Raw genomic sequence first — 25,442 nt, 5'->3', positions numbered from 1 at the left:
GTTTTTGTATTCCAACAACAGGTCCTATATAATATATGTATAGCGCGTCAAACTTTTCTCTCCTTCTTTCCGCAACAGATTACTATCAACCGCCTCTTTTAAGTCCCTGCTGGCCGTAGCTGTTGATAACTCTTTAAAATATCTCAGATAGTCTTTACGAGTAAAAGAAGCATCTGCTATATAATCCTTAAACAAAGCAATTCTGTCACGCCCCGTAAGTGTTACATTCTGCGATTGCAGTAATTCTTCGAGCGACTCTTCTACTATTCTCAGCATAAATTCAACAAAGACAGTAGACTCCCCTTGTCTGTCAGCAATAGCCAAAATCCGATAATACTCTTCCTGATTTTCTTTAATGAGAGACTCTACCGGCAAATATTCAAACACCGGATTATACTTCATCAAAATAGCACTTTGCCACAAACGTCCCATTCTTCCGTTTCCATCAAGAAACGGATGGATAAATTCAAACTCATAATGGAAAACACAACTCTTGACAAGCAATATTTCATCCTCATTCTCCAAATAACCGAACAAGTCATTCAACAGCGATTTAACAAGAGTCCCTGAGGGAGCAACATGTGCCAACTGTTTTCCTTTCATGATGCCAACAGATTTATTCCTCAGCCTGCCAGCATTTTCTACCAGACCATCCATCAATATCCGGTGCGCCTCACATAAGGATTCTATGCTAAAAGGATCAAAAAGGGCAATATTTTCATAAACACGAATTGCATTTTTCACTTCGGTAATATCTTTTAATGGAGCTATTACACGTTTCTTTTCCAATAAAGCCGTAACCTGATCGAATGTTAACGTATTTCCTTCAATAACAAGAGAAGAGTGAATTGTGCGTATCCTGTTCCTTTTTCTTAGCTCAGTAGGAGGCCTATGCAAACGGACCGCTTTAATTTCACCCAGTTTTTCTGAAATAGAAGCGACTTTAGCCAATATATAAGGTGTTATTTTATAAGGAGGTTTCATTGTGATAGTATCATTTGATAGTATCAAAGGTAAGAAATATATTTATATAAACATAAAAAATCTCCTTCCTGTATACGAATTAACATGTAACCGGAAGGAGATTCTTATATTCAACAATCTTTTCAGGATTGGTCTACTACAATTTCTCTTTCAAATAATGCCCTGTATAAGATTCCGGGCACAAGGCCACCTCTTCCGGCGTTCCGACACAAACCAGATAACCGCCGGCGTTACCTCCTTCCGGTCCTAAATCGATCAGGTAGTCGGCACATTTGATTACGTCCATGTTATGTTCGATGATCACTACCGTATGTCCTTTATCGATCAGCGCGTTAAATGCTTTCAGCAGGGTCTTTATATCATGGAAGTGCAAACCCGTAGTCGGTTCGTCGAATACGAACAAAGTCGGCTGCTGCTTTTCCTGCCCCAGGTAATAGGCCAACTTCACACGTTGGTTCTCACCGCCGGACAAAGTCGAAGAAGTCTGTCCCAGTTTGATATACCCCAGGCCGACATCCTGCAACGGCTTCAACCTTTTGACGATCTTCTTTTCCTGCGAACCGGTATGTGCTTCGAAGAACTCGATTGCCTGGTTGACAGTCATTTCCAGCATATCATAGATATTCACACCATGATATTCCACATCCAGCACGTCCTGTTTGAAACGCTTTCCATGGCAGCTTTCGCATTCCAGCGTGATATCCGCCATAAACTGCATTTCCACCGTGATACGACCGTCCCCTTTACATTCTTCACAGCGTCCGCCTTCCTTATTAAAAGAGAAATAGGCAGACGTATATCCCAGCTGTTTTGCCAGCGGCTGTTCACCGAACAGTTTACGGATCTCGTCGTAAGCACCGATATAAGTCACCGGATTCGAACGCGAACTCTTACCGATCGAGTTCTGGTCGACAAACTCGATCCCCTGTATCATCTTCATATCACCTTCCAGGCCGGAACAATCCACCATCAGCCGGGCCGCATCATCCAGATAATGCTTTACCCCTTCGTAAAAGATATCCCGCACCAGCGAACTCTTTCCCGAACCGCTGACACCGGTAACAACCGTCATTACGTTCAACGGAAATTTCACATCCACCCCTTTCAGGTTATTCTTACGGGCCCCTTTCACCTCTATATAATTATTCCACAGGCGGCGGAAAGCGGGAACTTCAATCTTATCTTCACCGGTCAGATAACGGACCGTATAACTGTCGCTGCTGGTTTGCAGGTTATTCACATCCCCCTGGTAGACCACTTCACCCCCCAGACGTCCCGCCTTCGGACCTATATCTATAATATAATCGGCCGAACGGATAATATCCTCGTCATGTTCCACCACGACCACCGTATTACCCAACGCCTGTAACTGACGCAACACCTTTATCAGCAAATCGGTATCTCTCGAATGCAACCCGATACTCGGCTCATCCAATATATATAAGGAACCGACCAGACTGCTGCCCAACGAAGTCGCCAGATTAATACGCTGGCTTTCACCACCCGACAACGAAGCCGAAAGACGGTCGAGCGTCAGATACCCCAGCCCGACATCCAGCAGGAACTGCAAGCGGTTCATAATCTCCGTCAACAGACGTTTTGCCACAGCCGCATCCGTTTCGTCCAGCACCAGGTTGTCAAAAAAGGCTTTTGCTTCCGTGATAGGCAATGCCACCAGTTCAGCAATATTCTTGCCGCCTACTTTCACATAGAGCGCTTCCGGTTTCAGGCGGGCCCCTTTACAGGAAGGACAGGTTGTCTTTCCCCGATAACGAGCCTGCATGACACGGTATTGTATTTTATAAAGATTCTCTTCCACAAACTTGAAAAAGTCGTCGATGCCGTGCAAGCCGCGGGCACCATGCCACAACAGGTCTTTTTCCTTCTGCGTCAGGTCGTAATACGGACGATGTATCGGGAAGTTGTATTTCTCGCTCTTGGCGATAAACTCCTTCAACCACTCTCCCATCACTTCGCCTTTCCAGCAGACTACCGCCCCCTGAAAGACCGACAGGCTCTTATCCGGCACCACCAGGTTCTCATCGATACCCAGCACTTTTCCGAATCCTTCACAGACCGGACAGGCTCCCAGCGGATTGTTAAAGCTGAACATCATATCGGTCGGTTCGATAAACGTGATACCGTCCGCTTCAAATTTCTTGGAATACTCTTTTACCACCGTCCCTTCGGCAGCATAGATACGGATGATACAGGTATCATGCCCTTCAAAGAACGCCGTTTCCGCCGAATCGGCCAGACGGCTTTTCAATGTCTTATCGTCCGAAACCGTTAGACGGTCGACCAGCAATTCAATAGTGGGAGAACTGAGCAATGCCTCATCCGCCAACACTTCCTGGATACGGTAAGCCGTATCGTTGATCGACAAACGGGTATATCCTTCTTTCTGTAAAATCTCCAACTGCTCCTTCATGCCGCGGCCTTCCGGCAGGACTACCGGGGCAAACACGGCAAAGCGGGTACCGGCCGGATATGCCAGAACCTCCTTCACGATGTCTTTCACCTGATGCTTTTTCACTTCCATCCCCGACACAGGCGAAATCGTCTTGCCTATCCGGGCATAAAGCAGCCGCAGGTATTCATATATTTCGGTAGATGTACCCACCGTCGAACGCGGATTGCGGGTATTCACCTTCTGCTCGATCGCAATAGCGGGCGGAATGCCTTTGATATAGTCGCACTCCGGCTTGCTCATACGCCCCAGGAACTGGCGGGCATAAGAAGAAAGACTCTCCACATAGCGGCGCTGCCCTTCGGCATATAACGTATCGAAAGCAAGGGAGGATTTTCCGCTGCCGGATAATCCGGTTATCACGACCAGTTTGTCGCGCGGGATCTCTACATCAATATTCTTCAGGTTATTAACACGAGCCCCTTTGATAAATATAGCATTATTTTCAGACATAAATCTTTTCCTAATAAGGATACAAAAATAGCAAAAAGAAACGAGAACCTGAATTTAGTACAGAGGTATTCGGGTTTGTTATTATTTATTATCTTTGCCGCGGAAATGAAGAAAGTGTTACAATAATCTCAAACCAGACAATATTCATGAACAATCAGTATATCCGCCTGCTTCTGGCAGTGGTCCTTTGTGTAGTTACCTCCTGTTCGACTACACGCCAACTTCCTGTCCGTGAGACAGAAGGAAAAGACAAACGGGAATTCAGAGGAGCCTGGATACAAACAGCTTTCCAAGGAGAATATAAGGATATGACTCCCGCCCAGCTACGGAAAGATTTCGTGCGTAAGTTGAATTACCTGCAATCCTGCGGTATCAACGCCATCATCTTCCAGGTCCGTCCCGAAGCCGATGCTTTCTATAAATCGGACATCGAACCCTGGAGCCGTTTCTATACCGGACAACAGGGCGTCGCTCCGGCAGGCAATTTCGATGTGATGGAATTTCTGATCGAAGAATGCCACAAACGGAATATGGAGTTCCATGCCTGGCTGAACCCTTACCGCGCCAGCACGGCTGGCAACACCCGTTTTGCCGATTCGCATATTTATAACAAACACCCGGAATGGTTCGTTACCTATAATAAACAGATCCTGTTCGACCCGGGATTGCCCGAAAGCCGCCAGTTCATTAATAAGGTAGTACGCGACATTGTCAGTCGTTACGATGTGGACGCCATCCATATGGACGACTATTTCTACCCCTATCCGGCAGCCGGCATGCCTTTCCCCGATGATGACAGCTTCCGCAAATACGGACTGAACAAAGGATATACCAATGCACAGCGCAGTGACTGGCGCCGGGAGAACGTGAACACCCTGATCCGCGAACTGAAACGGACCATCCTGCTCACCAAACCCTGGGTGCGTTTCGGCATCAGCCCGTTCGGTATCTACCGTAACAAGAAAAGCACGTCCGACGGTTCCGGTAGCGACACCAACGGCCTGCAAAACTACGACGACCTCTATGCCGACATCCTCCACTGGGTGAAAGAAGGCTGGATAGACTATAACATGCCACAGATATATTGGGAGATAGACCATCCGGCAGCCGACTATATCACCCTGATCCAATGGTGGAATAAGAACGCAACCCTCGAGGTCCCCATCTCTATATCGGTCAGGACGTGGCACGCACCATGAAAGCCAGCCAGCTGACCCGCAAAATGTGTTACGAACGCGCCCTGTCGAAAGTCAAAGGCAACTGCTTCTGGCCCGCCAACGAACTGTTGTGGAACAACAAAGGCGTAGCCGACAGCCTGAAAAGGAACTACCACCGTTATCCGGCACTGATCCCGGCCTATACCCATATGCACAATCGGGCACCGCAGGAGGTGAAAAAGCTGAAAAAAGAATGGACCGCCGACGGTTATATGCTGCACTGGAAGGCCGAACAAAGCCCGACAAATCCGGAACTTGCCTCCTACTTTGTCGTCTACCGTTTCGAGGATAAAGAACCGATCGACCTCAGTAACCCGGCAAAAATCGTAAAAATCACCCGTAACACAAGATATTTAATGCCTTATGATAACGGAAAGAAAAAATATCGCTATATTGTGACCGCCGTAGACCGTTTTCATAACGAGAATACGGGAAAAAGTATAAAGGTAAAATTATAATGACCGTCTATGTTCTCTCCGGACCTTAGATACAGCAAATTTACGGATTGTGGCTCCTGTGCCGAATACAGGAGAAACATCTTTAAATATCGTTCCTATCCCAAAGGACTTATCATCCCACGGGAACGTTGTTTGCAGAATACATTGTATTTTCTGCTGAAAGGTTCCGTGCAAGTCAATAGCGAAGAACATCCCAATACCATTTTCAGTGCAGGCCAGTTCATCCTGCAACCGATCGGCTCGAAGGTCGAATTCAAGATCCTCGAAACCGCCGAATGTATCCTGTACCTGTTTGAACGCCCGATCAATATCTGCAACGAACGTTTCAACAAAGGGGCCAGCATAGCAGAGACCTCCCGTATCGAACCGATTGTAATGAATATGTGCCCGCCGTTACAGTATTTCGTGGAAGGGGTACGGATGTACCTGAACGACGACCTGCTGTGCGCCGGTTTCCTGAATGCCAAACGGACGGAACTGGTCTACCTGCTCAATTGCTACTATACATTAAAAGAACTGGCCGCTTTCTACTCGCCGATCTACCGGTACAGCAAAAGCTTCCGTTACTTCGTCATGCAGAATTATATGAAGGTAAAAGATGTGGAAGCCTTCGCCCAGATGGGAGGCTACAGCACACCTACTTTCCGCCGCCTGTTTAAAGAGACATTCGGCGAACCCGCTTACCAGTGGATGCTGAAAAAGAAATGTGAAGACATCCAGAACGACTTAACCACTACCGAAATGTCTATTTCAGAGATCAGCTACAAATACGGTTTCGAATCGCTTTCCAACTTTTCCCACTTCTGCCGGACCAATTTCGGCATGTCTCCCCGTGCACTTCGCAACAAGAAAGAGGAATAACCAGTAAAAATCAACAACTTTCGCAGTTTTACAACTTATTGAATAGAAAAAGCAATTTTACGTCTGCTTTTTCCCGATACATTTGCGTCAGAAACAAGAAGAATTGACTTTCAACGCATATTAAATGATGATAAGAAGTGAACTAGGTTGCTCGTGCGGAATCGCAGTCTGTATATTAATGATCATTACATGTTTCATTAAATGCAGTTCGGAAGAAAAGCCAGAGCAGTCTTCCTACGGTTTCATTTGGTATTCGTTGAAATGGGAACAGGCCATGAGCGGCTATGAAAGTCCTAAAAAAGTTCGTTATTGCTTTTATCCTTTGGGAAAGGGTGCAATGATACAGATCGAGAGTGACACAAGCGGTCTGAAGTTCACACTGCCACCGGATACATACCGTTTACTGGTTTTCAATTGCGATGCCGACAACATCCAGTTCCGCAATATGAATTCATTTGAGACGGCAGAAGCATTTATCCCGGAAACGAAAGCGGCCGGGGGCACGACATCGGGACGCATTCCTTTATATGGAATAGCCATCGACAACCTGGTAGTGGAAGCCAACAACGGGACAAACAACCAACGTGAGTTCAGTCCGGCTTCATTGATCCGCGAAGTAACGCTCGACATAAAAGTCGAGGGTATGGAGTACATAAAAGAATGCAAAGGGCAGCTGACAGGCGTACCTGCCGCTTTCAACCTGAGCAAGCAAGAGATCGTACCGGACAGAACGACGACAGTTAACTTTGAAACAACAACTTCAGCGGAAGGTATAAAAACAAATGTATTGATATTAGGCACTCCCCCCAAACAAGGAACAACCCCACCTGCCCTCCCCAAAAACGAAGTACAGCTGGATTTCACCCTCAATGACGGAAGTACCACCACTTCCACCCTCGACCTGGGCAACTCGATCGGAGAAACGGAAGGAAACAAAGTAAATGTAAACGTATCAGTAACGGTAGAAAAAGACGCATCCTTCACTGTCACAATCAACAAGTGGGAAGTCTCTGCCGGAGATAACATGGTCATCGAATGAATTGAATGATAATAATAAGCAACGAATTAAGTAATAACAATCTAATTTTTATAATTATGAAGACATTAGTATTAAGTATGATTTCAATTGCTGCAACAATTGCAGCAATGACCGCTTGTACAAGCGAAGGTGATCCAATAGATAATATTGATAATGGACAACCGGTGGAGATAAAAGCATCAGCAGGTATCGGACAAATTATTACAAAAACTGCGGGAGTAATTACCGACGGAAAAGATGTAGAAAACATTGAGTTTGTAATAGTAGAAAAGGAGAGTGTTCCTTCTGATTGGAGCACAGAAGCATTAAAAGCAACAGATGCAACCATTAATACTGATGGTTTTAAATTCTCGACCCCTCAATACTATAATCCTATTAGCACTATAAAAAGTCACTTGATTGGATACCACCCTAAAACTGAAGGAGGTGGTTCAAGGAGTAATAATGTTGTGACTTATACTACTATAACAGGACAAGAAGATATAATGTGTACAGGTATAGTAAGCGGGAATAAAGAGGATAATAAAACCAAAGCACTAGATTTCACTTTCGATCATCAATTGGCACAGTATACTTTTAAGATTCAGGCTGAAGACCAACAAGCTGTAGCAACATGGGGTAAAATCTCAAGCATTAAACTTATTGGACAACAAACAGCTGCAACACTCACCTTAGATACAAAAACTGTAGAATTTACCGGAGTAAGTACTGGGGAAATAACCGTGGGAGATGAAGCAAAAGCCTTTGACGCTACAGACCCAGTAAACAATGCAGTCACATACGGCTCACCAATTATGGTAAAGCCAGATCAAACAAATATGAAAGTCAAGATTGTTACAGAAAAGAACCCAGGTATCGAGATTCCACTAACAGTAGCTTCTGTTAAAAGTACATCATACATTGTTACATTAACTTTCAAAGCAACCGAAATTGGCGCAACTGCTAAGATCGGTGAATGGAAAACTGGAGTTGGCACTGGTGATGTTCAATAATCTGTATTCGTAAAATAGTTTAAGATCACCTATCTAATACAAATTAAAGATAGGTGATCATATTCTACAAATAAAAATATGAATATTAATACTTCATACCTTTTGGCCCTCATTCTCATCCTCACCGGATGTAGCAATGAAATCGGGATAAAAGAGGAACCTCATCCGATAAACGAAGTTCCTGTTCCCATCCTGATTATGCCAAAAGGGATTGATGCTACAACTAAGGCATTAGTAGATGTATTCACAAATGATAATATTAATGAAATAGGTATTTACGGTACAAGTAGTACAAAAATCATTTACAACGGAATCTCTCCCGGCCAAATAGGAAGCAATCAGGAATTAATCTTTACGAATCCATCACTGGTTTATCCGACAGATGGAAATTCAATCACTTTAGCCGGATATTTCCCCCGTCAATCAAAAGGTACAGCCTATACAATCAATAATAACTCTTTGCAGTTCACACTGACCGGTGAAGAAGACTTAATGCATGCCGCTCCAATCAATGCCGGAAACAAAAAAACGCCGGAAGCTGTCAACCTAAACTTCACCCACAAGCTAACCAGTGTAAAATTCAACTTGGTAAACGGGACAGAAAATATGTTGCCTGACGGAAATATATCCATTACGACCGATGCTCCCAATAGCGGAAGTCTGGATCTGTCGAATGGCATAGTAACAATCGACCAAACTTCCACAACAACATTCACATTATCAACCGATATCAATGCAAACACAATGGCTAGCAAAGAGACAATATCCGTAAACGGAAATCTATTGCTATTCCCCGAACTAGCTTATACTTTCAAACTAAAGATTGGCGATCAATCTTATAATATACAGATAGACACAACCAACTCACCTGCATGGAAAGCGGGCATTTCCTATCTGTTGACAATCACAATCAAGAAATTAAACACTCTAAAATCATTCACTAAATCGGACAACAAAGCCGAATCGTCATCCGATTCTTTCATTCAAGGCAATATTATACAAATAAAATAATTACAAAATGAAGAATATAAAGCTATTACTCTCTGTTCTTTTCTTTGCGACTTTTAGTTGCAATAATGATGGCGATGTTATAAAATCAACCGATGGTCAAGGAAGTATTATACGCTTTGGAGGGAATATCATTCTGACGAAAGCAATTGTCGACAATACAGCTTTTCCTGAGAACTCCCAGGTCGGGATATTAGGTTGGGGATATAATAAAAACAATTCCGGAGGAAATATGGCTCTCCGCAAGGACCTTAACAACTCTCCCTACACCAAAACCGCCGGCAGCAATGAACTCACCTGCGACACCCACGCCCATTACCCCATCAACCCCGACACCTTACTAAACTTTTACGCTTATTACCCTTACACCGAAGCAGCGACAGCCGCTCCGTTAAACATCCCCTTTGACCTGAAGAAACAAGACGACATCATGTGGCAACTCCCGTACTGGACCGGGATAAAACTTCTGGCGATACCCCTGTCAATCTCTCTTTCAACCATATCCTTTCCGCCATTACGCTTAAATTCAAGAAAGCGGATGATATTAAGGAAGAGATGATCCTGCAAAGCATTTCGATGGAAAACTATCCGTCAACTATACAACTGAACGTACAAACCGGCAAGCTAAGTGCCGCTCCCTCGACTACGCCTTATACACTTATCGACAACCTGAATAAAGAAATAACTCCGAACGAAGAGACAATCGTTACCAACCATCTTCTTTACCCGGTAGAGAAACCTGTTTTCATTGTCCGGATGAGTAACAAGGATTACCGCATCGAATCGACAAAAGCATTCGAAGGAGGAAAAAAACAAACCTACTCTTTCACCATACAAGCTCAGGACATCAGCATCTCAGGCAGTATCAATCCTTGGCTAAACGGTGGCACCAGCGATGAAACAGTTTATTTCTAAGCATCATTTTTTACACACACCAGAGTCACCCAACAATAAAACTCCTGGAGTCCCTGTATTTATCAGTATCTTCAGGTGACGCTGTCCTGCAAAAGCAGCGTCACCCGAAACGATTTCGGATTCACCTCATGGCTTTATCCCCAAACAAGCTAAAACAACATTCTGTTTTGAATGCTTAGAGGAAATACTAGGAAATCTATCGGTTCAGAATTTATCAAAAGTGAATGAATGTAGCGTCGTTGGTAGGGGCGGCACAAGATAAATATCAGCCCTTTCAATCTTGTCGCACCCCTACAGGGTGCCTCAGAAAGAGAAGGATTCAAGGGAACCCAAGGTTGGAACCCTGGGCTAGTTTGTTACAGGCCTACAGCCTGAAGGCACCGTCACTAATTGATTCATCCTATAATTAGCAGATAGTTCAATTATTTCTAAATTGGCACATTGACATATTGCCACATTGGCTCAATTTTTTCTATAAGTAATCCTTTTATACTATATCACACTAACACAAAATATATAGCTAATTATCAACGAACAAGTAAGCCTTTAACCTTTCGACCAAGGGAAAACAATAAGTTGACCTAGGTCAACTTATTGTTTCACCCAGGTCAACTAATAGTTTCACCTGGGTCGAAAAGTTAGAAAGTAAGAGGATTTGAACTAACCTCCGCTTATATCTGCGGTAAACAATTATAGGCTTCCGGATAAAAAACAGACAGTACCACCGGTGATGCCATTCCAACAGGGTAGCGTCACCTCAAAACCCTGATGAATACAAAGATAAAAGGCCTCACCCGGAGAGTGAAGCCTTATTTCGTAAAACTTTTTCAGGAAAAACTATTTTTCCTGCCCCTGACGAATATACAAACGATCGGTCAAAACATTCGTATAAGTCTGAACCGGGATATCATCGTAATCTGTCAGTTCGCCGAGAAGGATCAACTCTGCATTCTCCATCCACGGACGGAAAGAAATCTCTTTTTTATAGTTTACCTCCTGCAACAAAGTAGGAGCACTTTTCAATACAACATAAGCATCTCCGTCGGCCACCTGTTTACCTTGAAAAGCAACCGTGCGCTCATACATTTTATGTTTATTCGCCCCGTTGATACGGATGGGTGACAAACGAAGCAGATAATTGTCCTTGCGCAAAACGGGAGTCAGTATCAATGTCTGATAACGTCCGACAGACAGGCCGCTCAGCAAAATATCCATATCCAGCTTCAAAAGGTCGCCTTCTACCTCAGCCTTATTCTGTTTGATATTAATCAGGCCGTTATAAGTAGTAGCCGGAGCTTGCGTCTGCGACTGTGCCTGAACCGGGAACAGCAGCGCAACCAGCAGAAAAATAAATATATAGACCGGAGTTTTCATCGTTCACTTATTTAATTATATATACAATACTGACACCGAGTTTAGTCGGTCCGAAGTAGTTATTACGGTATTTATAAGCCTTTTCATTATCCGAAGGGTAAGCCGACTTGTCATATTCAAAATGCAGGAAGCCGACTCCCGCCGAAAACTCGATGTTCCAATGCGGAGAAAGATACAACTGATATCCATAAGAGATACCGCCGCCATAAGCGTTGCCGTCGTAAGCAAAATCCTTTTTCATTACCGACATGAAATTCACATGAGACATATCGTAGTCCATATAAACACCATGAACTCCGAAATAATGGCCGTTAAACTTTTCATGCAGCCAGTAACGTGCCTCAGGTTGCACCATCCAATGCTTCCACGACTTGTCGCTCGCAACATCCCAGCCATTATAATTGCCGGAGATATCCAACGACCAGTGTCGGCTGAAAGCAACTTCGGCACCCAGGTTCACCGTTGCAGTTGCATCATACAGAATATTAGACTTGACTGCCACAGTCTGCGCTTTCGCTCCCCACCCGATACCGCACAGCAACAGTGCGATGAATAATACTTTTTTCATATCAGTGTCTTTTCTCTACATGCTTTAAAATCTATTAGCACACAAAGATAGAAAAAAGAAATATAAAACATTAGAGACAACCAAATTATACGTAACTTTGTAATTTAAATAATAAGGCATGAGAATCAAATATATTATATATAGCGTTTTATTCGCGCTATTACTGGGGAGTTGCAGTAAAGAAGACATCGAAATAAAAGGACCGGCCAAACGAACCGTACTTGCTTATATGATTGCCAGTACCAATCTTGGTAGTGATATACGTGCCAATATCAGACAAATGATGACAGTAGCCTCCAATAAAGCACTCAACGGAGGAAATCTGGTTGTATACTATTCGGAAAGCAAAAGCAGATCTTATTTGTTCCAGATAAAAGAAGACAAGAAAGGGAATATAGTAACAGACACCGTCCGTTTTTACGAAAACCAAAGTGCTATCCTGCCGGAAACCATGCACAAGGTGATCAAGGAAACAACAGAATTGTTTCCAGCAGAAAGTTTTGGTCTGGTATTATCCAGCCACGGCACATCATGGCTTCCGGGCAATTTCAGTTCTTTACGTTCTTTCGGAGAAGAAGACAGCCAATATATGGAAATAACTGAAATGAACGAGGCGCTGGAAGGTTTTCATTTCGACTTTATGTTATTCGACGCCTGTTATATGAGCGGCATTGAATGTACTTATGAGTTGAAAGACAAAACGGATTATCTCCTGGGATCGCCAACCGAAGTCCTTGCCCGCGGATTTCCTTATGAAGATTTCCTGCCTGCCTTGTTTAAAGACAAAGCCGATCTGGAAGCAGTTACCAAAAGTTTTTATGAATACTACAGCAATAACGGCAATGCTTCATACGGTACAGTATCTCTGATAAAGACAAGCGAATTGAACGAATTGGCACAAATTGTCAATGACATATTAAAAGACAAAACAGAAGAGGATATTTATGCTCTCCCTTTGTCGAATATGCAGATACTTGAATATCTAACTGCCAGGCAGCCACATATGCTTTATGATTTCGATGATTTTATCAAGTATCTAGCAAACGACGAACAGTATCAGCGTTTTTCCGCTTGTATGGAAAAAGCGGTCATCAGCAAATATACAACACCTTATTCATACTATGCGGCATTATATGGAGCAAGAAAAATCGAGCGTTTCTCCGGCCTGTCGGTCTTCGTGCCCCAACCCTCTCTGACGAAGTTGTCAGACTGGTACAAGCAGCTTGCCTGGTATAAGACGGTTTATTAACTAAAATAAAAGTAGCTGTGAAGGGATTATTGTTAAAGTCTCCTCATAGCTACTTTCACCCTATTATAGGCTCGCAATATTATTCAGCTTTTTGCGTATATCTTCCCAGGTTACCTTATTCTGCTTTTTCGAAGCTTCGATCATCTTCTTTTCATAAGCTAGTTTAGGTATTTCCTCTTTGGCAAATTCGATCAACAACTCAGTACCTTTCACCAAATTATCCCAATCTTGTTTACGTTCTTCCGGAGACATAACATCCAATCTTGCCTTGTGTTCTTCAAAATAAACACGCCGTCCGTCTTCATCAAGATCCATAAAACGTACGAAATCCTCATACATTTCCTGCGTTGGAAATAAACTTCTATATTCCGGATGCGATTCTAAATATTCTTTATTATCCATAAATTACTCCTCCATCTCTTTAACTAAAGCATTATACCAATCAAGAATAACATCTATATTCTTCATTATTAAATCTTTTTCCTGATCAGAATGATCATTCATCTGTCCTGAATAGTTCATAAAAAGGCTTTCCAGGAATCCTTTTCTATGTTTAAATTCTTCTTCTTTCATAGGCATTACAATTATTTTGATTAATGTTCTATGCCCATTGGAGATATTACAAAGGTAAAGCATCCAAACATCTTCAACAAACATAAAGCGATTTATTAATAAACTACTTATCCACATTCTTTTACCGAACAAGGAATACCTGTTTATATCTTTTTACTGTGCCGCTGGTATGATACAATTCAGCATAGAAGATATAAACACCAGTCTGTAGTTGCTTCCCGGACAGGGCATAACCGTCCCAGGTCAATTTTCCCGTCAACCCCAGCAATTCGTGATTAGCTATTTGTGCTACACGCTGACCGGCGATATTGAAGACAAAAGCACGGCAGTTATATCCCGGTTGGTCCAGATAATAGGATATAGTATAATGGCCGGCACTTTCATCCCACTGCGGTGTCTTGATGCCGGTCGGTTCATCCGGAGTATCCGGATCATCGGGCAGGGAAACATCCGATTGTGAATTAGGATAACCGGGAGTACCATAACCCACTGTAGCAGATGCAGAAGTCCAGTTCGAAGGCGATTGCGTTTCCGCATCGGGATCGATCCGTTCCAGGGAGACACCTTTCTGATCTTTAATTGAAGAAGCATGCCATTTGGAGGTATAGGAAACTTCATCGATCACTGTTCCGTCTTTGCTCCGGAACAGGACAAGCGTAGAGGAAGTATTCGCCAATATAGGAAGTTTAGGGACTTCAAACAGTGAAGAAGAAGACTGGATTGTGTAAAAATCGGTAACGCCCTCCAGATTCTTCGTCAACAACACATAACCATCCGACTCGATTGTTGCAGTAACAGAGGATAACGGGTAGCGGGTATTCAATGTTCCATCGGCTTTCCTGACCGCGACCGATAAGCCGGATACCGGCAAGGCACGATCGGAACGGTTGTACAATTCGATATATTCGCTGCCACCGGCAAAAGGATTAGGAAGAAGTTCGTTAAAAACAAATTCTCCCGGTTCGACGGTAATATCTGGAAGAGACGGATCGTCCGGGGTATCCGGCTCATCGGGGTCGTCAGGTGTAACAGGTTTATCCGGTTCATTAGGGGTTTCCTCACCTTTACCGGACGAGTTAACAGAGCCGGGAGTTCCGCCACGCGGATCGGAAGAGAGATGCCAACCGGAAGAAGAACGCTCCCAGGATTTGGCAGGGGTAGCTTTTTCATAGGTTACTTCATCAATGATAACACCGGATGGAGTCTTCAGGGCTAAATGTTGCCCGGCATCATTTAAAGCATAAAATTTTTCGATTGGTATAACGACACCATCACCGCTGTAATCTATATTACTATTATATAACAAGGCATATTCATGAGGTGGTAATACAACATCAGGTAATATCTTACGTTTATTCCCATTCCAAAGTTCTAATTCATTTAATGAAAATATACGATCTGTCGGATTATATAGCTCTACATATTCGAAGAAGGGACCGTCGCCAGGTTTAGCCATAATTTCATTAATAAAAATTATACCAGAGGAAACTTCAGGTTCCTCATCCTCATCTTCCAATTTAAACTCTTCAGATGTTAAGCTCAATGGTTTACCAGACAAATCCGTAAGTCCAGTAAATGAAATAATATAAGATTCTCCAAGAATCATATCGTTAGGAAAACCAGCATTCACGATTGCCTTTGTATCACCATATTTTAGGTAATCGGCTTGTCCTATCCCTGATATAAATGAATTAGCATTAGATATATCAACAGGAGATTCAAAGGTAAATTGTAACTCTGATAAACTTACAACTTCTACATCTGGAAAATCTATATTTACAGATGGCACATCGGGGTCATCCGGTTCTTCGTCTGGAGTTTGCGGAGTTTCTGAAAGTTTATGCCGGACTACAATATTATCAATATAGTAAAATCGATCTTTATACTTATCTGATGTGGATTTACAGATGCATGATACATTCAAATTACCCGCATCTAAAACATCTTGTATTTCCTGAACAACAGGAATTCCTTCCATTTGATAACCTTTTTCATTTCCCAAACGGGTATAAAGAGTCCAAGATTTATGATCTTCTAATACAAGCTTAATATGTACGACTCTCCCATCCAGTTGACGTTTACCAGTGATTAAAGCTTTCGGCTTACCTTTTGGAGGATATATATACAAAGAAACATTATCTTTATTACTTCCAACTTGGATATAAAAAATAAGATCACTCGGCTTACCTGTTCTATATAAATAAATACAGGCTTTATTGACATTAGAAGGTTTAAATGCAAAAGAGACATCCATTTCCCACTCCATTGTAGGAGCATAATTGATCGGCAGATAAAGAGAGCATGTATCTGCTAATCCAGAGCCATCAAACACTAATTGCCCATTACTTATTACAAACTTATCCAAATCCCCTTTCCAGGGATTAGCAGAGTTTACTTCAGGTCCATCAAATGTTTCTGTAAACTGTGCGAATGCACAAACAGGAAGCAATACAAGGATAAAAAGAATAAATTGTTTCATAGTTATATAGTTTTGTTATAAAATTATCTATCTTTGCACGCTAATAGCTTACAACTATTATTGTGTCCGATTTTGGATGCGGTAAAGTTATAACATTTTTTTATATTACAATTTAATTAGTGCTCAAAATGAAAGTAGCAATTGTTGGCGTGAGTGGTGCTGTAGGACAAGAGTTCCTGCGCGTGCTCGACGAAAGAAACTTCCCAATGGATGAGCTGGTGCTTTTTGGCTCATCTCGCAGTGCCGGACGTGTTTATACCTTCCGTGGTAAACAGTACACCGTTAAGGAGCTTAAGCATAACGACGACTTTAAGGGAATCGATGTTGCTTTTGTTTCGGCCGGTGGCGGTACATCTATCGAATTTGCAGAAACCATTACAAAACATGGTACTGTGATGATCGATAACTCCAGCGCATTCCGTATGGATAACGATGTACCTTTGGTAGTTCCTGAAGTGAACCCGGAAGATGCACTGAATCGTCCTCGCGGTATCATTGCCAATCCGAACTGTACTACCATCCAGATGGTCGTTGCATTGAAGGCAATCGAAAAGGTATCGCACATTAAGCGTGTACATGTATCAACTTATCAGGCAGCCAGCGGTGCAGGTGCAACAGCTATGGCTGAACTGATCAAGCAGTACGAACAACTGTTGAAGGGCGAAGAACCTACTGTAGAAAAATTCGCTTATCAGCTGGCCTACAACGTGATTCCTCATGTTGATGTGTTCACTGAAAACGGTTATACGAAAGAAGAAATGAAGATGTATAACGAAACACGCAAGATCATGCACTCCGATATCGAAGTAAGTGCCACTTGTGTCCGTGTTCCGGTTATGCGTGCCCATAGCGAAGCAACCTGGATTGAAACAGAACGTCCTATCAGCGTAGAAGAAGCACGCAAGGCTTTTGCTGAAGGCGAAGGAATCATCCTACAGGACGATCCGGCAAACAAGGACTATCCGATGCCGCTGTTCGTTGCAGATAAAGAACCGGTTTACGTTGGCCGTATCCGCAAGGATATCAGCAACCCGAACGGTCTGACATTCTGGACTGTAAGCGACCAGATCAAGAAAGGCGCTGCCCTGAACGCTGTTCAGATTGCCGAATACCTGATCAAGGTGAAGAATATATAATAATAATCTTACAATCTTTCTATATAGAAAGGGACGGTCTGTTGGAGATCGTCCCTTTTCGTTTGATAGGGTACAAACATATTTCTGTAAACATCGCCTCTATACCTCTTTTATCTTTTATGATCGATAAACAGATAAACTACTCATCATTACTCACGATGAAGAAGAAATGATTGTGGAAGACGGAAAAGAGATCGCTGTTGTTCCGATTTGGAAATGGCTACTTGAACAGGACAGTCTGTTGGAAAACAGGTAGTGCTGACAGACGCCCGGAAGGAATGGATTAGCCTCCTGAACGAACCGACGAAGCCAAATGTAGAGTCAGCAAAATGCCAAAGTTTATTCATATCACATCTGTGATACAAAAGAAACTCAACCGTGATACAAACGGAATCCATCTGTGATATGAAAGGAACACAGATGTGATATGCATTAATCTGTGTTCCCTGAGTAGTTATCCGTATCTGTTTACCCCATTTTCCAGGCTTCCGTCACATTCCTTCAGCATAATAGCTTTCAGTTCTTCCGCTTTCTCCGGATATTTATCAATCACGTTCTTGCGCTCCTGCGGATCGTCGGACAAGTTGTACAACTCATAAACACCTTGTTTCCTGTAATAACGGAGTTTCCAGCCATCGTTCATAACAATGCCCGGTCCGAGATTGGAGCCATATACGACATACCGTTTCGGATCTGTTTGCTTCCCATTCAGCAAAGTAGGCAGGAAAGAGATACCGTCTTTCTTTACCGGAAGCGAAACGTTTAACAGATCAGCCATCGTTGCCAGAAAATCGTAATTGGAAACCAATTCCTTGCTTTTCACGCCAGCCGGTATCAATCCTTCACCGTAAAAGACCAGCGGAATATGTACGCCGCCATCCAGATTACTCCGTTTCAGTCCGGCCATACCGGCATTCCCGTTAAAGATATCGCCTGCCAGGTCGCTGTAATATTTATCTGTATAGTCATCAAACAATTGGTCGGTTTGCAGATTCTTATAAGGTTTTTCACATCTTCCTTTTTGCGAATAATAGATCTCATGCCCGTTATCGGCGGCAAAGACTATGATCGTATTTTTATCCAGTCCGAGATTACGAAGCTCATTCATAATTATCCCCACATGATCATCCAGCAACTTAATCATAGAAGCGTATTCTTTTTCTATCGGTGTTAACTCAGGGTTGGCCGCCAACTCCGGATGAACGGCCGGAATAGCTACCGGACCATGCGGCAACTGGGTCGGATGGAACAGGAAAAAGGGTTTATCCTTATTCTCGCGGATAAAAGACAGCATCTTATCCAGAAAAAGGTCCTGCGAATAAACAGATTTACCATTTCTATCCCATCGCTCCCACAAAGTCTCATCTGTTTCATTTTCCGTACTCTTTCCACAGTTCGGAAGAGTATTCCCGTCAATCGTTACAATCTCACCGTTGTCAAACAGAAACGGCGGATAGAAACCATGGCAACGTACATGGTCGAGATAACCATAATAATAATCCCATCCATGTTCCTTCATCTGTTTGCGGGTAGCCGTAAAACCCCATTCCAGCTTTCCGATCTCGGCGGTTACATAACCGGCTTTCTTAAATACCTGCGGAAGATAATAGTCGCCTTCCTCTAAAAGAATATCCCCATCGTCTATCTCTTTCTCAAAAGCCGGAATCAATGAGAGATTATCAGTCGGAGGAATAAACTGTCCTCCCTTCGATATCATCCATTTATCCGGATGACAATCGTGATAGCCGGTCAGCAGAGAGGCTCTTGCCGGAGCTGACAACATACAACCGTATGCATTATCGAAAGAAGTCCCCCGGGTAACCATCGCATCAATATGAGGTGTCGTGAAATGCCGTTGACCATAGGCAGACAACATGCCTTTCCCCATATCGTCGGCATAGATATAGATAACATTGGGTTTAACCGGTTGCTGCGCCTGTACATAACCGGGTATGGAAGAAACGCCTGCCACAGACAAAACCGCTGCAAATGAAGATGAGAGAGTTTTATTCATACTATTTTACTATTAAACAAAATTCACTGTACAGGATACAAATATACTATTTTACAAACACTAAAAAATCTACATTTCTAAATAAATATACCCTCAAAAGAGATAAGGTTCGCCTTTTCTCTAAACAAAAAAAGTTGCCCCTTTTATTGAGGCAACCTTTTTTATATAATACCAATAACCTTCTATTTGTCTTCCCACCCTTTGGTCTGAAGCAGATTCGTATTCAACAGCAATTCACCTTTCGGAATAGGCCAGTAATAACGATAATCGGACCATGGCAATGTACCACTCTGGATATTCGTACTTTTCGGATGAAGGATAATGAAACCTTCTTCATCCAGAAATACATCCTTATCGACAATAGCAGTCACCGCAGTTTCACGAATACCCGTTTCCGGGTCTACCACGCCATTGTTATAATCACCGCTATAAAGCTCTTGCACTTCTTCGGTAAATTTCACACCCCTCATCGGGACAGTCAATAAACCGGCTGCTTTCCAACGCATCAAATCCCAGTAACGAAGATCTTCCTGAGCCATTTCGATGCGTCTTTCACGACGTATTTCACGCAACAACGGGGAAACGGTATAATCCAACTTCTCCCTGTAAACGGCATCCAAACGAGGGTCGGCCGGGATATTTCCCATATCCAATCTTGCAGTAGGATATTTATCAAAGTCGAAACCGGCCCTCTGGCGTAGCACATTGATAGTAATATCAATATCATTCTGAGAAATTGTTCCCAACTCACATTTTGCTTCTGCATACATCAATAAAGCTTCCGCATATCTGAATTCAATGGCAGATTGTGTAGATCCACTGGCTCTTTGGTAGTTTACCAGGTCCGGTTTCCAATGTTTGATGAACCGGTAACCGGATTGCTCACGACCAAGGTATTTCAAATCAGGATAAGTTATTCCGTTTTCTTTGATACCATACACCCCCGTATTTCTGTTCCAAATGGTGATATATTCCCCCGGTTTACAGATTGTCTGCGACATACGGGGATCACGATTGTTCAGTTCACTCCATTTTCCATATCCTTCAAACAAAGGATTCGCATCATAATTGCCTTTCGAACCGCTTAAATAAATCGGACGTCCGTCTTCACACAAATATTCATCGACTAAACTCTTTTGAGCACAAATACCCATGTGATTATTCTGGTCATAATAACGGAGCAAATCATTACCTATCTTATTGTCAAAACTGTACTCCACACCTAATATGGCTTCCGGATTAGATCTGATTTCCGCATCGAATTGAGCGAATAGCGCCCAATAAGAATCCTTGTTTCCGTTATCAAACAATTTGTATCTGCCCGACTTGATCAGATAATCGGCAGCTTTCGCAGCTTCTTCCAACCACATGGCAGCCGTATTCTGCAAATTCAATTCTGTATGATATTTCCGGAAAGTTCCTTCGTTCAAACAGATTCTCGCTTTTAGGAATTGCGCCATGTCCTTGTTTATACGACCTACCGAATTGGGAGTTGTAACTTCCGGAAACCATTCAATGGCACGGTTTATACAAAACAAAACTGAATCCATCACCAATTCCCTCGAGTCGCGCGGAGCATACAATTCTTCCGAGTCGATGTTCAGATCGCGGCTAAGCCAAGGTACATCGCTAAAAATCTGTACCTTTTTGAAATAATCCCATGCTTTGAAGAAATAAGCTTCAGCAGCATAAGCTTTTTTCTTATCTTCAGTGATAGGTGCCCTATCATAGTTTGTCAAGAAGTAATTCACACGGCGCAGATCTCCCCAACTCCATCCGTTGTAACTGTCATTCAACGGTACGGTATAAGCATTAGTCAAACGAACATTCACATTTTGTCCGCTGCGGACAGCATTATCCGAAAAAGCATCACCGTAAGCAATATGACTACCTCTGAAATTCAGTGGTGCCACATACGGATCCTGATTATGTCCGCGGGCATAAATACGGTACATTCCATTCAGGTAAAGCTCCAGGTCGGTCTCCGTATTCCAGAAATTTTCACTTACTATATCGTCTTTAGGAGGACGGTCCATAAAATCGTCATTACATGCAAAAAGGCAAAATGACAACGCTGATAAAGCCAGCACTTTTATATTTGAACTATATTTTCTCATATTATCATATCATTTAAAATCCAACTTGTACACCTAATGCGATACTTCTCATCTGAGGATAAGAAGTCGAAAGCAGATCCGGATCATAGACATCGGGAAGTTCTGTAATTTCAAACAGGTTAAAACCGGATACATACACTCTGAGTTTACTCATTTTGATCTTGTTGGTAATCTCGGCCGGAACCGTATAACCCAAGATTGCCTGTTTCAAACGGAGATAAGCGCCATTGAACATATAAGCAGATTGCGTATACCAGTTCTGTGAACGACGGGCACCGTAAAGAGGATATTTGGCATCCGTCTGTTCCGGAGTCCATGAATTTTCATACACCTTTTTGCTACCCGGACCGTCTTCATCGCCCCAGTATGTCTTGTCACTAATCCAAACGTCTCTCTTACCAACACCTTGGAAGAAAAGATTTAAGTCGAAACCTTTCCAAGCAAAATTGCCTGTCAAACCGAATTTCAAGCGCGGAGTATTATTACCCAAAACCTTCAAATCCCCATGATCGTCCAATGTATTCAGGCCTCTGTCTACTTTTCCGTCTCCATTGATATCTTTATACATGATATCGCCCGGATAATAAGCGCTGTTCGATTCGTTCGGGCGGTGCAGGTTATTCCCGTTTTCATCCGTATATTGAATAATCAGGTTGTTTGCGATATCACCTTCCTGCAAAATCCGGTCGGTTACATATCCCCATATTTCCCCTACTTTCTTACCGGTATACAAAGAACCCAGGCTGCAATTGTCGTTACCATTGAATAGAGCAACTTCAGTTTGATAATCAGACAATACAAAATTCAAGTCGTAGAAAAAGCCGTTTGAAAGACGGTCTTTCCATCCGAGACTCATTTCCCATCCATGCGTTCTCAACTTGCCGGAATTCACCATCGGTGCACTGGTACCCAACACTGAAGGATATGTCGAACCATCCATAATGATATCTTTTGTTTCACGTCTGTAGATATCAAAAGAATAGTTAAGCCTGTTACTAAGCAAAGATACATCCAAACCGCCATTGATTGTCGTAGCTGTTTCCCAGGTAAAATCCGGACTGATCAATCCGGGAGGGTTCACCTGATAAGGACGCTGCCCGTTGATCATCGCACTAGACTGACTGGATCCCATACGGGAATAGAAACCGTAGTTGGCTACATTCTGGTTACCGATAGAACCGTAAGAGGCCCTTATCTTCAAATTATCCAACCAACTACGCGTATCGGCCATGAAGCTCTCTTCCGAAAGACGCCATGCAGCAGAGAAAGAAGGGAAGAACTTGAAACGTGAGTCATGCGGGAATTTGGAAGATCCATCATATCGTCCGTTCATTTCAAAAAGATAACGGTCGGAATAATTATAATTAATTCGCATAAATACACCCCGTACAGCCCAATGTTCATCAACCTCCCCTTTAGAGGGATTTACACCATACGTATTGCCAAGCGTAGGCGCACCGATACTCATAATACCTGTATTTCCTGCCGACAACTGTTCTTTCTTCCAGACCTCCTGGTTAAAGCCGACCAATCCACCCAACGTATGTTTTCCGAATGTCTGGTTATAATCCGCATATACATTAGTCGTAAAAAGTTGTACATCTTCTTTTATCTTACTGATACGCCCGGTTTCCGTATTAACGGCAATATCCATCGACTCCCAGCTATCCTGGATATAGCGGAATTCAGGTTCCACATCCTTTACATCATAAGAAGAAGGACGATAAGAAAAGTCTGCTTTCAATTTCAACTGGGGCAACACCTGGTATTCCGGACTTGCAGTAAATACACCAACCGCCCTGTCTGTTTTTTTATTCCTGTTACTATAAGCATAAGCCGACACAATGCTGTTCGTCGGAGCATTGGGTACAGGGTCATTCGGCCCTGTCAGCAGAGGCATGTTCTGATTCCATTTTCCCTGATACAAGATGACCGACCACGGATTGCCTTTATAAGAATAAGGTAACGGTTCGTCATAACGAGTCGCGTTATATGATAATTTGATATTCACTTTAAACTTATCATTAATCTGGGCATCCAAATTAACCATACCATTATAACGACGCATATTATCATTACGAAGTTTATAGAAACCATCCTGGTCCTGAAAACCCAATGAAGCGTAATAACGCAAAGCTTCAGTACCGCCCGAAATGCTTACGTTATGTTTCTGTGTAGGACTCCAATCTCTTACCATCAATTCAAACGGGTCAAAGTTACCTACCCACCAGATCGATTGCTGATTACTTCCCGGCGCATACATCCAGGCATTTTCGGGGACAGGATTATCAATATAATTCTGCAATGCTTCCAAACGGATATCATCATCCGTAGTTCTGGTACCACCTGTATATACCCGGTTCATCACTCTGGCATATTCAGACTCATACGAGTTCATGAAGTCTGGACGCGCCGAAGGATGGTTCCACTGCACATCGTACGAATACTGTACCCTGCCTTTCCCCTTTTTCCCTTGTTTAGTTGTTACCAATATGACTCCATAAGCAGCACGCGCACCATAGATAGCTGACGCTGAAGCATCTTTAATAACGGAAATACTCTCCATATCATTAGGATTCAAAGCACTAAGATTGAAATTTTCCATCTCGATACCATCTACAAGAATAAGAGGACTGCCATTATCAACCTGCCATGCACCGTCACTGTTTTTCGACATAGATGTTGCACCACGGACATTATAAGATGCAAACGTATTAGGCGCACCGTTTGAGATATCGACATTCAGGTTAGGAACAACCCCTTGCAACGCCTGAGCAATATTTGTCACAGGACGGCTCTCCATGACTTCAGCCGAAACAGAGGAAACAGCACCCGTTAAATTCACCTTCTTCTGTGTACCGTAACCTACGACAACAACCTCATCCAGGGTTTGTGTATCCTCTTTCAGTACGACAGAAATATTCGTCTTGTTTTTAACCGATACATTCTGTGTCATATAACCGATATAGGATACTTCTACCGCATCGCTTTGTACTAGTGTCAGCGAGAATTTTCCGTCGATATCCGTTATGATACCGTTCCTTGTCCCCTTTTCGACTACGTTTGCACCGATAATAGGCAATCCGGATTCATCCGTTACAATACCTGTTATCGTTTTCCTGCTATCTTGCTGAGTCTTTACTGGTGCCGGTTTGATTAAAATCAGGTTTCCTTCGATAGTAAATACAGCGCCTGTCCCTTCCAATATCTCGACCATTGCTTCTTTTACCGGTTTACCGGCTATATTTACCGATACCAGGCGGTTCTTGTCAATGGTAGATTCACTGTAAGCAATAGATAATTTTGTTTGGTTTTCCACTTCTTCAAAAACATCGGCCAATGTGACGTTTCGCTTGTTTATATTTACATTTTGTGCCGATAGAATTGTGGTCATGAAGAAAAGGAATAAATAGGTAAATATCTTTCGCAAAGTTACTACAAAAAAGTGAAATGCGGAAAGATATAGTGATAGAATTGAGTTACAAGGGTTTTGGTTGAAGTGGCGATAATCCGTGAAGCCATTACAATCCCTGCC

The 25,442-nt window shown here is 42.9% G+C and carries 17 protein-coding genes and 2 pseudogenes; 9 read left to right on the top strand and 10 right to left on the bottom strand.

What is annotated here, in order from left to right; translation table 11 throughout:
- Nucleotides 1–24: 24 nt before the first annotated feature.
- Both DXA15_RS11945 and uvrA read right to left on the bottom strand, forming a co-directional pair.
- Nucleotides 25–984, bottom strand: a complete 960-nt coding sequence (locus tag DXA15_RS11945; RefSeq protein ID WP_233567213.1) for a Fic family protein — start codon at nucleotides 982–984, stop codon at nucleotides 25–27.
- A 136-nt stretch (nucleotides 985–1,120) separates the two neighbouring features.
- Complete coding sequence (uvrA, locus tag DXA15_RS11940) at nucleotides 1,121–3,907, bottom strand: excinuclease ABC subunit UvrA (protein ID WP_128134166.1); 2,787 nt, start codon at nucleotides 3,905–3,907, stop codon at nucleotides 1,121–1,123.
- Between the two features lie 146 nt (nucleotides 3,908–4,053).
- Between uvrA and DXA15_RS11935 the strand changes: the two are divergent.
- The 7 genes and pseudogenes from DXA15_RS11935 (at nucleotide 4,054) to DXA15_RS27615 (ending at nucleotide 10,397) form a co-directional block, all read left to right on the top strand.
- Nucleotides 4,054–5,582: pseudogene (locus tag DXA15_RS11935) on the top strand (glycoside hydrolase family 10 protein).
- A 9-nt stretch (nucleotides 5,583–5,591) separates the two neighbouring features.
- A complete protein-coding gene (locus tag DXA15_RS11930) occupies nucleotides 5,592–6,443 on the top strand; it encodes an AraC family transcriptional regulator (RefSeq protein ID WP_128134165.1) in 852 nt (283 codons plus the stop codon).
- A gap of 124 nt (nucleotides 6,444–6,567) precedes the next feature.
- The gene (locus DXA15_RS11925; RefSeq protein WP_233567211.1) at nucleotides 6,568–7,482 is read left to right on the top strand and encodes a DUF5119 domain-containing protein; all 915 of its coding nucleotides are present in this window, start codon (nucleotides 6,568–6,570) and stop codon (nucleotides 7,480–7,482) included.
- 56 nt (nucleotides 7,483–7,538) lie between these two features.
- Nucleotides 7,539–8,474 (top strand): fimbrillin family protein, encoded by a 936-nt coding sequence (locus DXA15_RS11920; protein WP_158579655.1) that lies wholly within the window; start codon nucleotides 7,539–7,541, stop codon nucleotides 8,472–8,474.
- Between the two features lie 78 nt (nucleotides 8,475–8,552).
- Nucleotides 8,553–9,485 (top strand): fimbrillin family protein, encoded by a 933-nt coding sequence (locus tag DXA15_RS11915; RefSeq protein WP_128134163.1) that lies wholly within the window; start codon nucleotides 8,553–8,555, stop codon nucleotides 9,483–9,485.
- A 7-nt stretch (nucleotides 9,486–9,492) separates the two neighbouring features.
- Nucleotides 9,493–9,840: pseudogene (locus tag DXA15_RS27620) on the top strand (fimbrillin family protein); the annotation flags it as partial.
- A 74-nt stretch (nucleotides 9,841–9,914) separates the two neighbouring features.
- A complete protein-coding gene (locus DXA15_RS27615) occupies nucleotides 9,915–10,397 on the top strand; it encodes a fimbrillin family protein (RefSeq protein WP_255419958.1) in 483 nt (160 codons plus the stop codon).
- A gap of 837 nt (nucleotides 10,398–11,234) precedes the next feature.
- Here DXA15_RS27615 and DXA15_RS11905 read toward each other — a convergent pair.
- Nucleotides 11,235–11,771, bottom strand: a complete 537-nt coding sequence (locus tag DXA15_RS11905; RefSeq protein ID WP_128134162.1) for a DUF3868 domain-containing protein — start codon at nucleotides 11,769–11,771, stop codon at nucleotides 11,235–11,237.
- Between the two features lie 7 nt (nucleotides 11,772–11,778).
- Nucleotides 11,779–12,339 carry a DUF3575 domain-containing protein gene (locus DXA15_RS11900; protein ID WP_128134161.1) on the bottom strand — a complete coding sequence of 187 codons (561 nt, stop codon included), beginning with the start codon at nucleotides 12,337–12,339 and terminating at the stop codon, nucleotides 11,779–11,781.
- 118 nt (nucleotides 12,340–12,457) lie between these two features.
- Between DXA15_RS11900 and DXA15_RS11895 the strand changes: the two genes are divergently transcribed.
- Complete coding sequence (locus tag DXA15_RS11895) at nucleotides 12,458–13,588, top strand: clostripain-related cysteine peptidase (protein WP_128134160.1); 1,131 nt, start codon at nucleotides 12,458–12,460, stop codon at nucleotides 13,586–13,588.
- Nucleotides 13,589–13,651: 63 nt separating this feature from the next.
- Here the strand turns inward: DXA15_RS11895 and DXA15_RS11890 are convergent, their stop codons facing one another.
- The 3 genes from DXA15_RS11890 to DXA15_RS11880 are packed head-to-tail and all read right to left on the bottom strand — an operon-like array spanning nucleotide 13,652 to nucleotide 16,640.
- Entirely contained in the window at nucleotides 13,652–13,990 is a 339-nt protein-coding gene (locus tag DXA15_RS11890; protein WP_128134159.1) for a hypothetical protein, read from the bottom strand.
- Nucleotides 13,991–13,993: 3 nt separating this feature from the next.
- Nucleotides 13,994–14,245, bottom strand: a complete 252-nt coding sequence (locus DXA15_RS11885; RefSeq protein WP_128134158.1) for a hypothetical protein — start codon at nucleotides 14,243–14,245, stop codon at nucleotides 13,994–13,996.
- A 37-nt stretch (nucleotides 14,246–14,282) separates the two neighbouring features.
- Nucleotides 14,283–16,640, bottom strand: a complete 2,358-nt coding sequence (locus tag DXA15_RS11880; RefSeq protein WP_128134157.1) for a lamin tail domain-containing protein — start codon at nucleotides 16,638–16,640, stop codon at nucleotides 14,283–14,285.
- Between the two features lie 128 nt (nucleotides 16,641–16,768).
- Between DXA15_RS11880 and DXA15_RS11875 the strand changes: the two genes are divergently transcribed.
- Entirely contained in the window at nucleotides 16,769–17,776 is a 1,008-nt protein-coding gene (locus DXA15_RS11875) for an aspartate-semialdehyde dehydrogenase (RefSeq protein WP_128134156.1), read from the top strand.
- A 454-nt stretch (nucleotides 17,777–18,230) separates the two neighbouring features.
- Here the strand turns inward: DXA15_RS11875 and DXA15_RS11870 are convergent, their stop codons facing one another.
- The 3 genes from DXA15_RS11870 to DXA15_RS11860 all read right to left on the bottom strand — a co-directional run bounded on the left by DXA15_RS11870 (nucleotide 18,231) and on the right by DXA15_RS11860 (nucleotide 25,301).
- Complete coding sequence (locus DXA15_RS11870; RefSeq protein ID WP_128134155.1) at nucleotides 18,231–19,790, bottom strand: sulfatase-like hydrolase/transferase; 1,560 nt, start codon at nucleotides 19,788–19,790, stop codon at nucleotides 18,231–18,233.
- Nucleotides 19,791–19,972: 182 nt separating this feature from the next.
- Entirely contained in the window at nucleotides 19,973–21,907 is a 1,935-nt protein-coding gene (locus tag DXA15_RS11865; RefSeq protein WP_128134154.1) for a RagB/SusD family nutrient uptake outer membrane protein, read from the bottom strand.
- A gap of 13 nt (nucleotides 21,908–21,920) precedes the next feature.
- On the bottom strand, nucleotides 21,921–25,301 hold the full coding sequence (locus DXA15_RS11860; protein ID WP_128134153.1) for a TonB-dependent receptor: 3,381 nt from the start codon (nucleotides 25,299–25,301) through the stop codon (nucleotides 21,921–21,923).
- Nucleotides 25,302–25,442 lie beyond the last annotated feature (141 nt).

It is taken from the genome of Parabacteroides sp. AM58-2XD (assembly GCF_003463685.1).
GTDB classification, from domain to species: Bacteria; Bacteroidota; Bacteroidia; order Bacteroidales; family Tannerellaceae; genus Parabacteroides; species Parabacteroides segnis.
Note: the sequence above shows the minus strand (reverse complement) of the source record. Positions and strands in the feature narration are given on the sequence as shown.

Excerpts from the sequence above, each read along its gene's own strand:
- DXA15_RS11945 (WP_233567213.1), bottom strand. The coding sequence starts at position 984 with ATGAAACCTCCTTATAAAATAACACCTTATATATTGGCTAAAGTCGCT.
- uvrA (WP_128134166.1), bottom strand. The coding sequence starts at position 3,907 with ATGTCTGAAAATAATGCTATATTTATCAAAGGGGCTCGTGTTAATAAC.
- DXA15_RS11930 (WP_128134165.1), top strand. The coding sequence starts at position 5,592 with ATGTTCTCTCCGGACCTTAGATACAGCAAATTTACGGATTGTGGCTCC.
- DXA15_RS11925 (WP_233567211.1), top strand. The coding sequence starts at position 6,568 with ATGATGATAAGAAGTGAACTAGGTTGCTCGTGCGGAATCGCAGTCTGT.
- DXA15_RS11920 (WP_158579655.1), top strand. The coding sequence starts at position 7,539 with ATGAAGACATTAGTATTAAGTATGATTTCAATTGCTGCAACAATTGCA.
- DXA15_RS11915 (WP_128134163.1), top strand. The coding sequence starts at position 8,553 with ATGAATATTAATACTTCATACCTTTTGGCCCTCATTCTCATCCTCACC.
- DXA15_RS11905 (WP_128134162.1), bottom strand. The coding sequence starts at position 11,771 with ATGAAAACTCCGGTCTATATATTTATTTTTCTGCTGGTTGCGCTGCTG.
- DXA15_RS11900 (WP_128134161.1), bottom strand. The coding sequence starts at position 12,339 with ATGAAAAAAGTATTATTCATCGCACTGTTGCTGTGCGGTATCGGGTGG.
- DXA15_RS11895 (WP_128134160.1), top strand. The coding sequence starts at position 12,458 with ATGAGAATCAAATATATTATATATAGCGTTTTATTCGCGCTATTACTG.
- DXA15_RS11890 (WP_128134159.1), bottom strand. The coding sequence starts at position 13,990 with ATGGATAATAAAGAATATTTAGAATCGCATCCGGAATATAGAAGTTTA.
- DXA15_RS11885 (WP_128134158.1), bottom strand. The coding sequence starts at position 14,245 with ATGTTTGTTGAAGATGTTTGGATGCTTTACCTTTGTAATATCTCCAAT.
- DXA15_RS11880 (WP_128134157.1), bottom strand. The coding sequence starts at position 16,640 with ATGAAACAATTTATTCTTTTTATCCTTGTATTGCTTCCTGTTTGTGCA.
- DXA15_RS11875 (WP_128134156.1), top strand. The coding sequence starts at position 16,769 with ATGAAAGTAGCAATTGTTGGCGTGAGTGGTGCTGTAGGACAAGAGTTC.
- DXA15_RS11870 (WP_128134155.1), bottom strand. The coding sequence starts at position 19,790 with ATGAATAAAACTCTCTCATCTTCATTTGCAGCGGTTTTGTCTGTGGCA.
- DXA15_RS11865 (WP_128134154.1), bottom strand. The coding sequence starts at position 21,907 with ATGAGAAAATATAGTTCAAATATAAAAGTGCTGGCTTTATCAGCGTTG.
- DXA15_RS11860 (WP_128134153.1), bottom strand. The coding sequence starts at position 25,301 with ATGACCACAATTCTATCGGCACAAAATGTAAATATAAACAAGCGAAAC.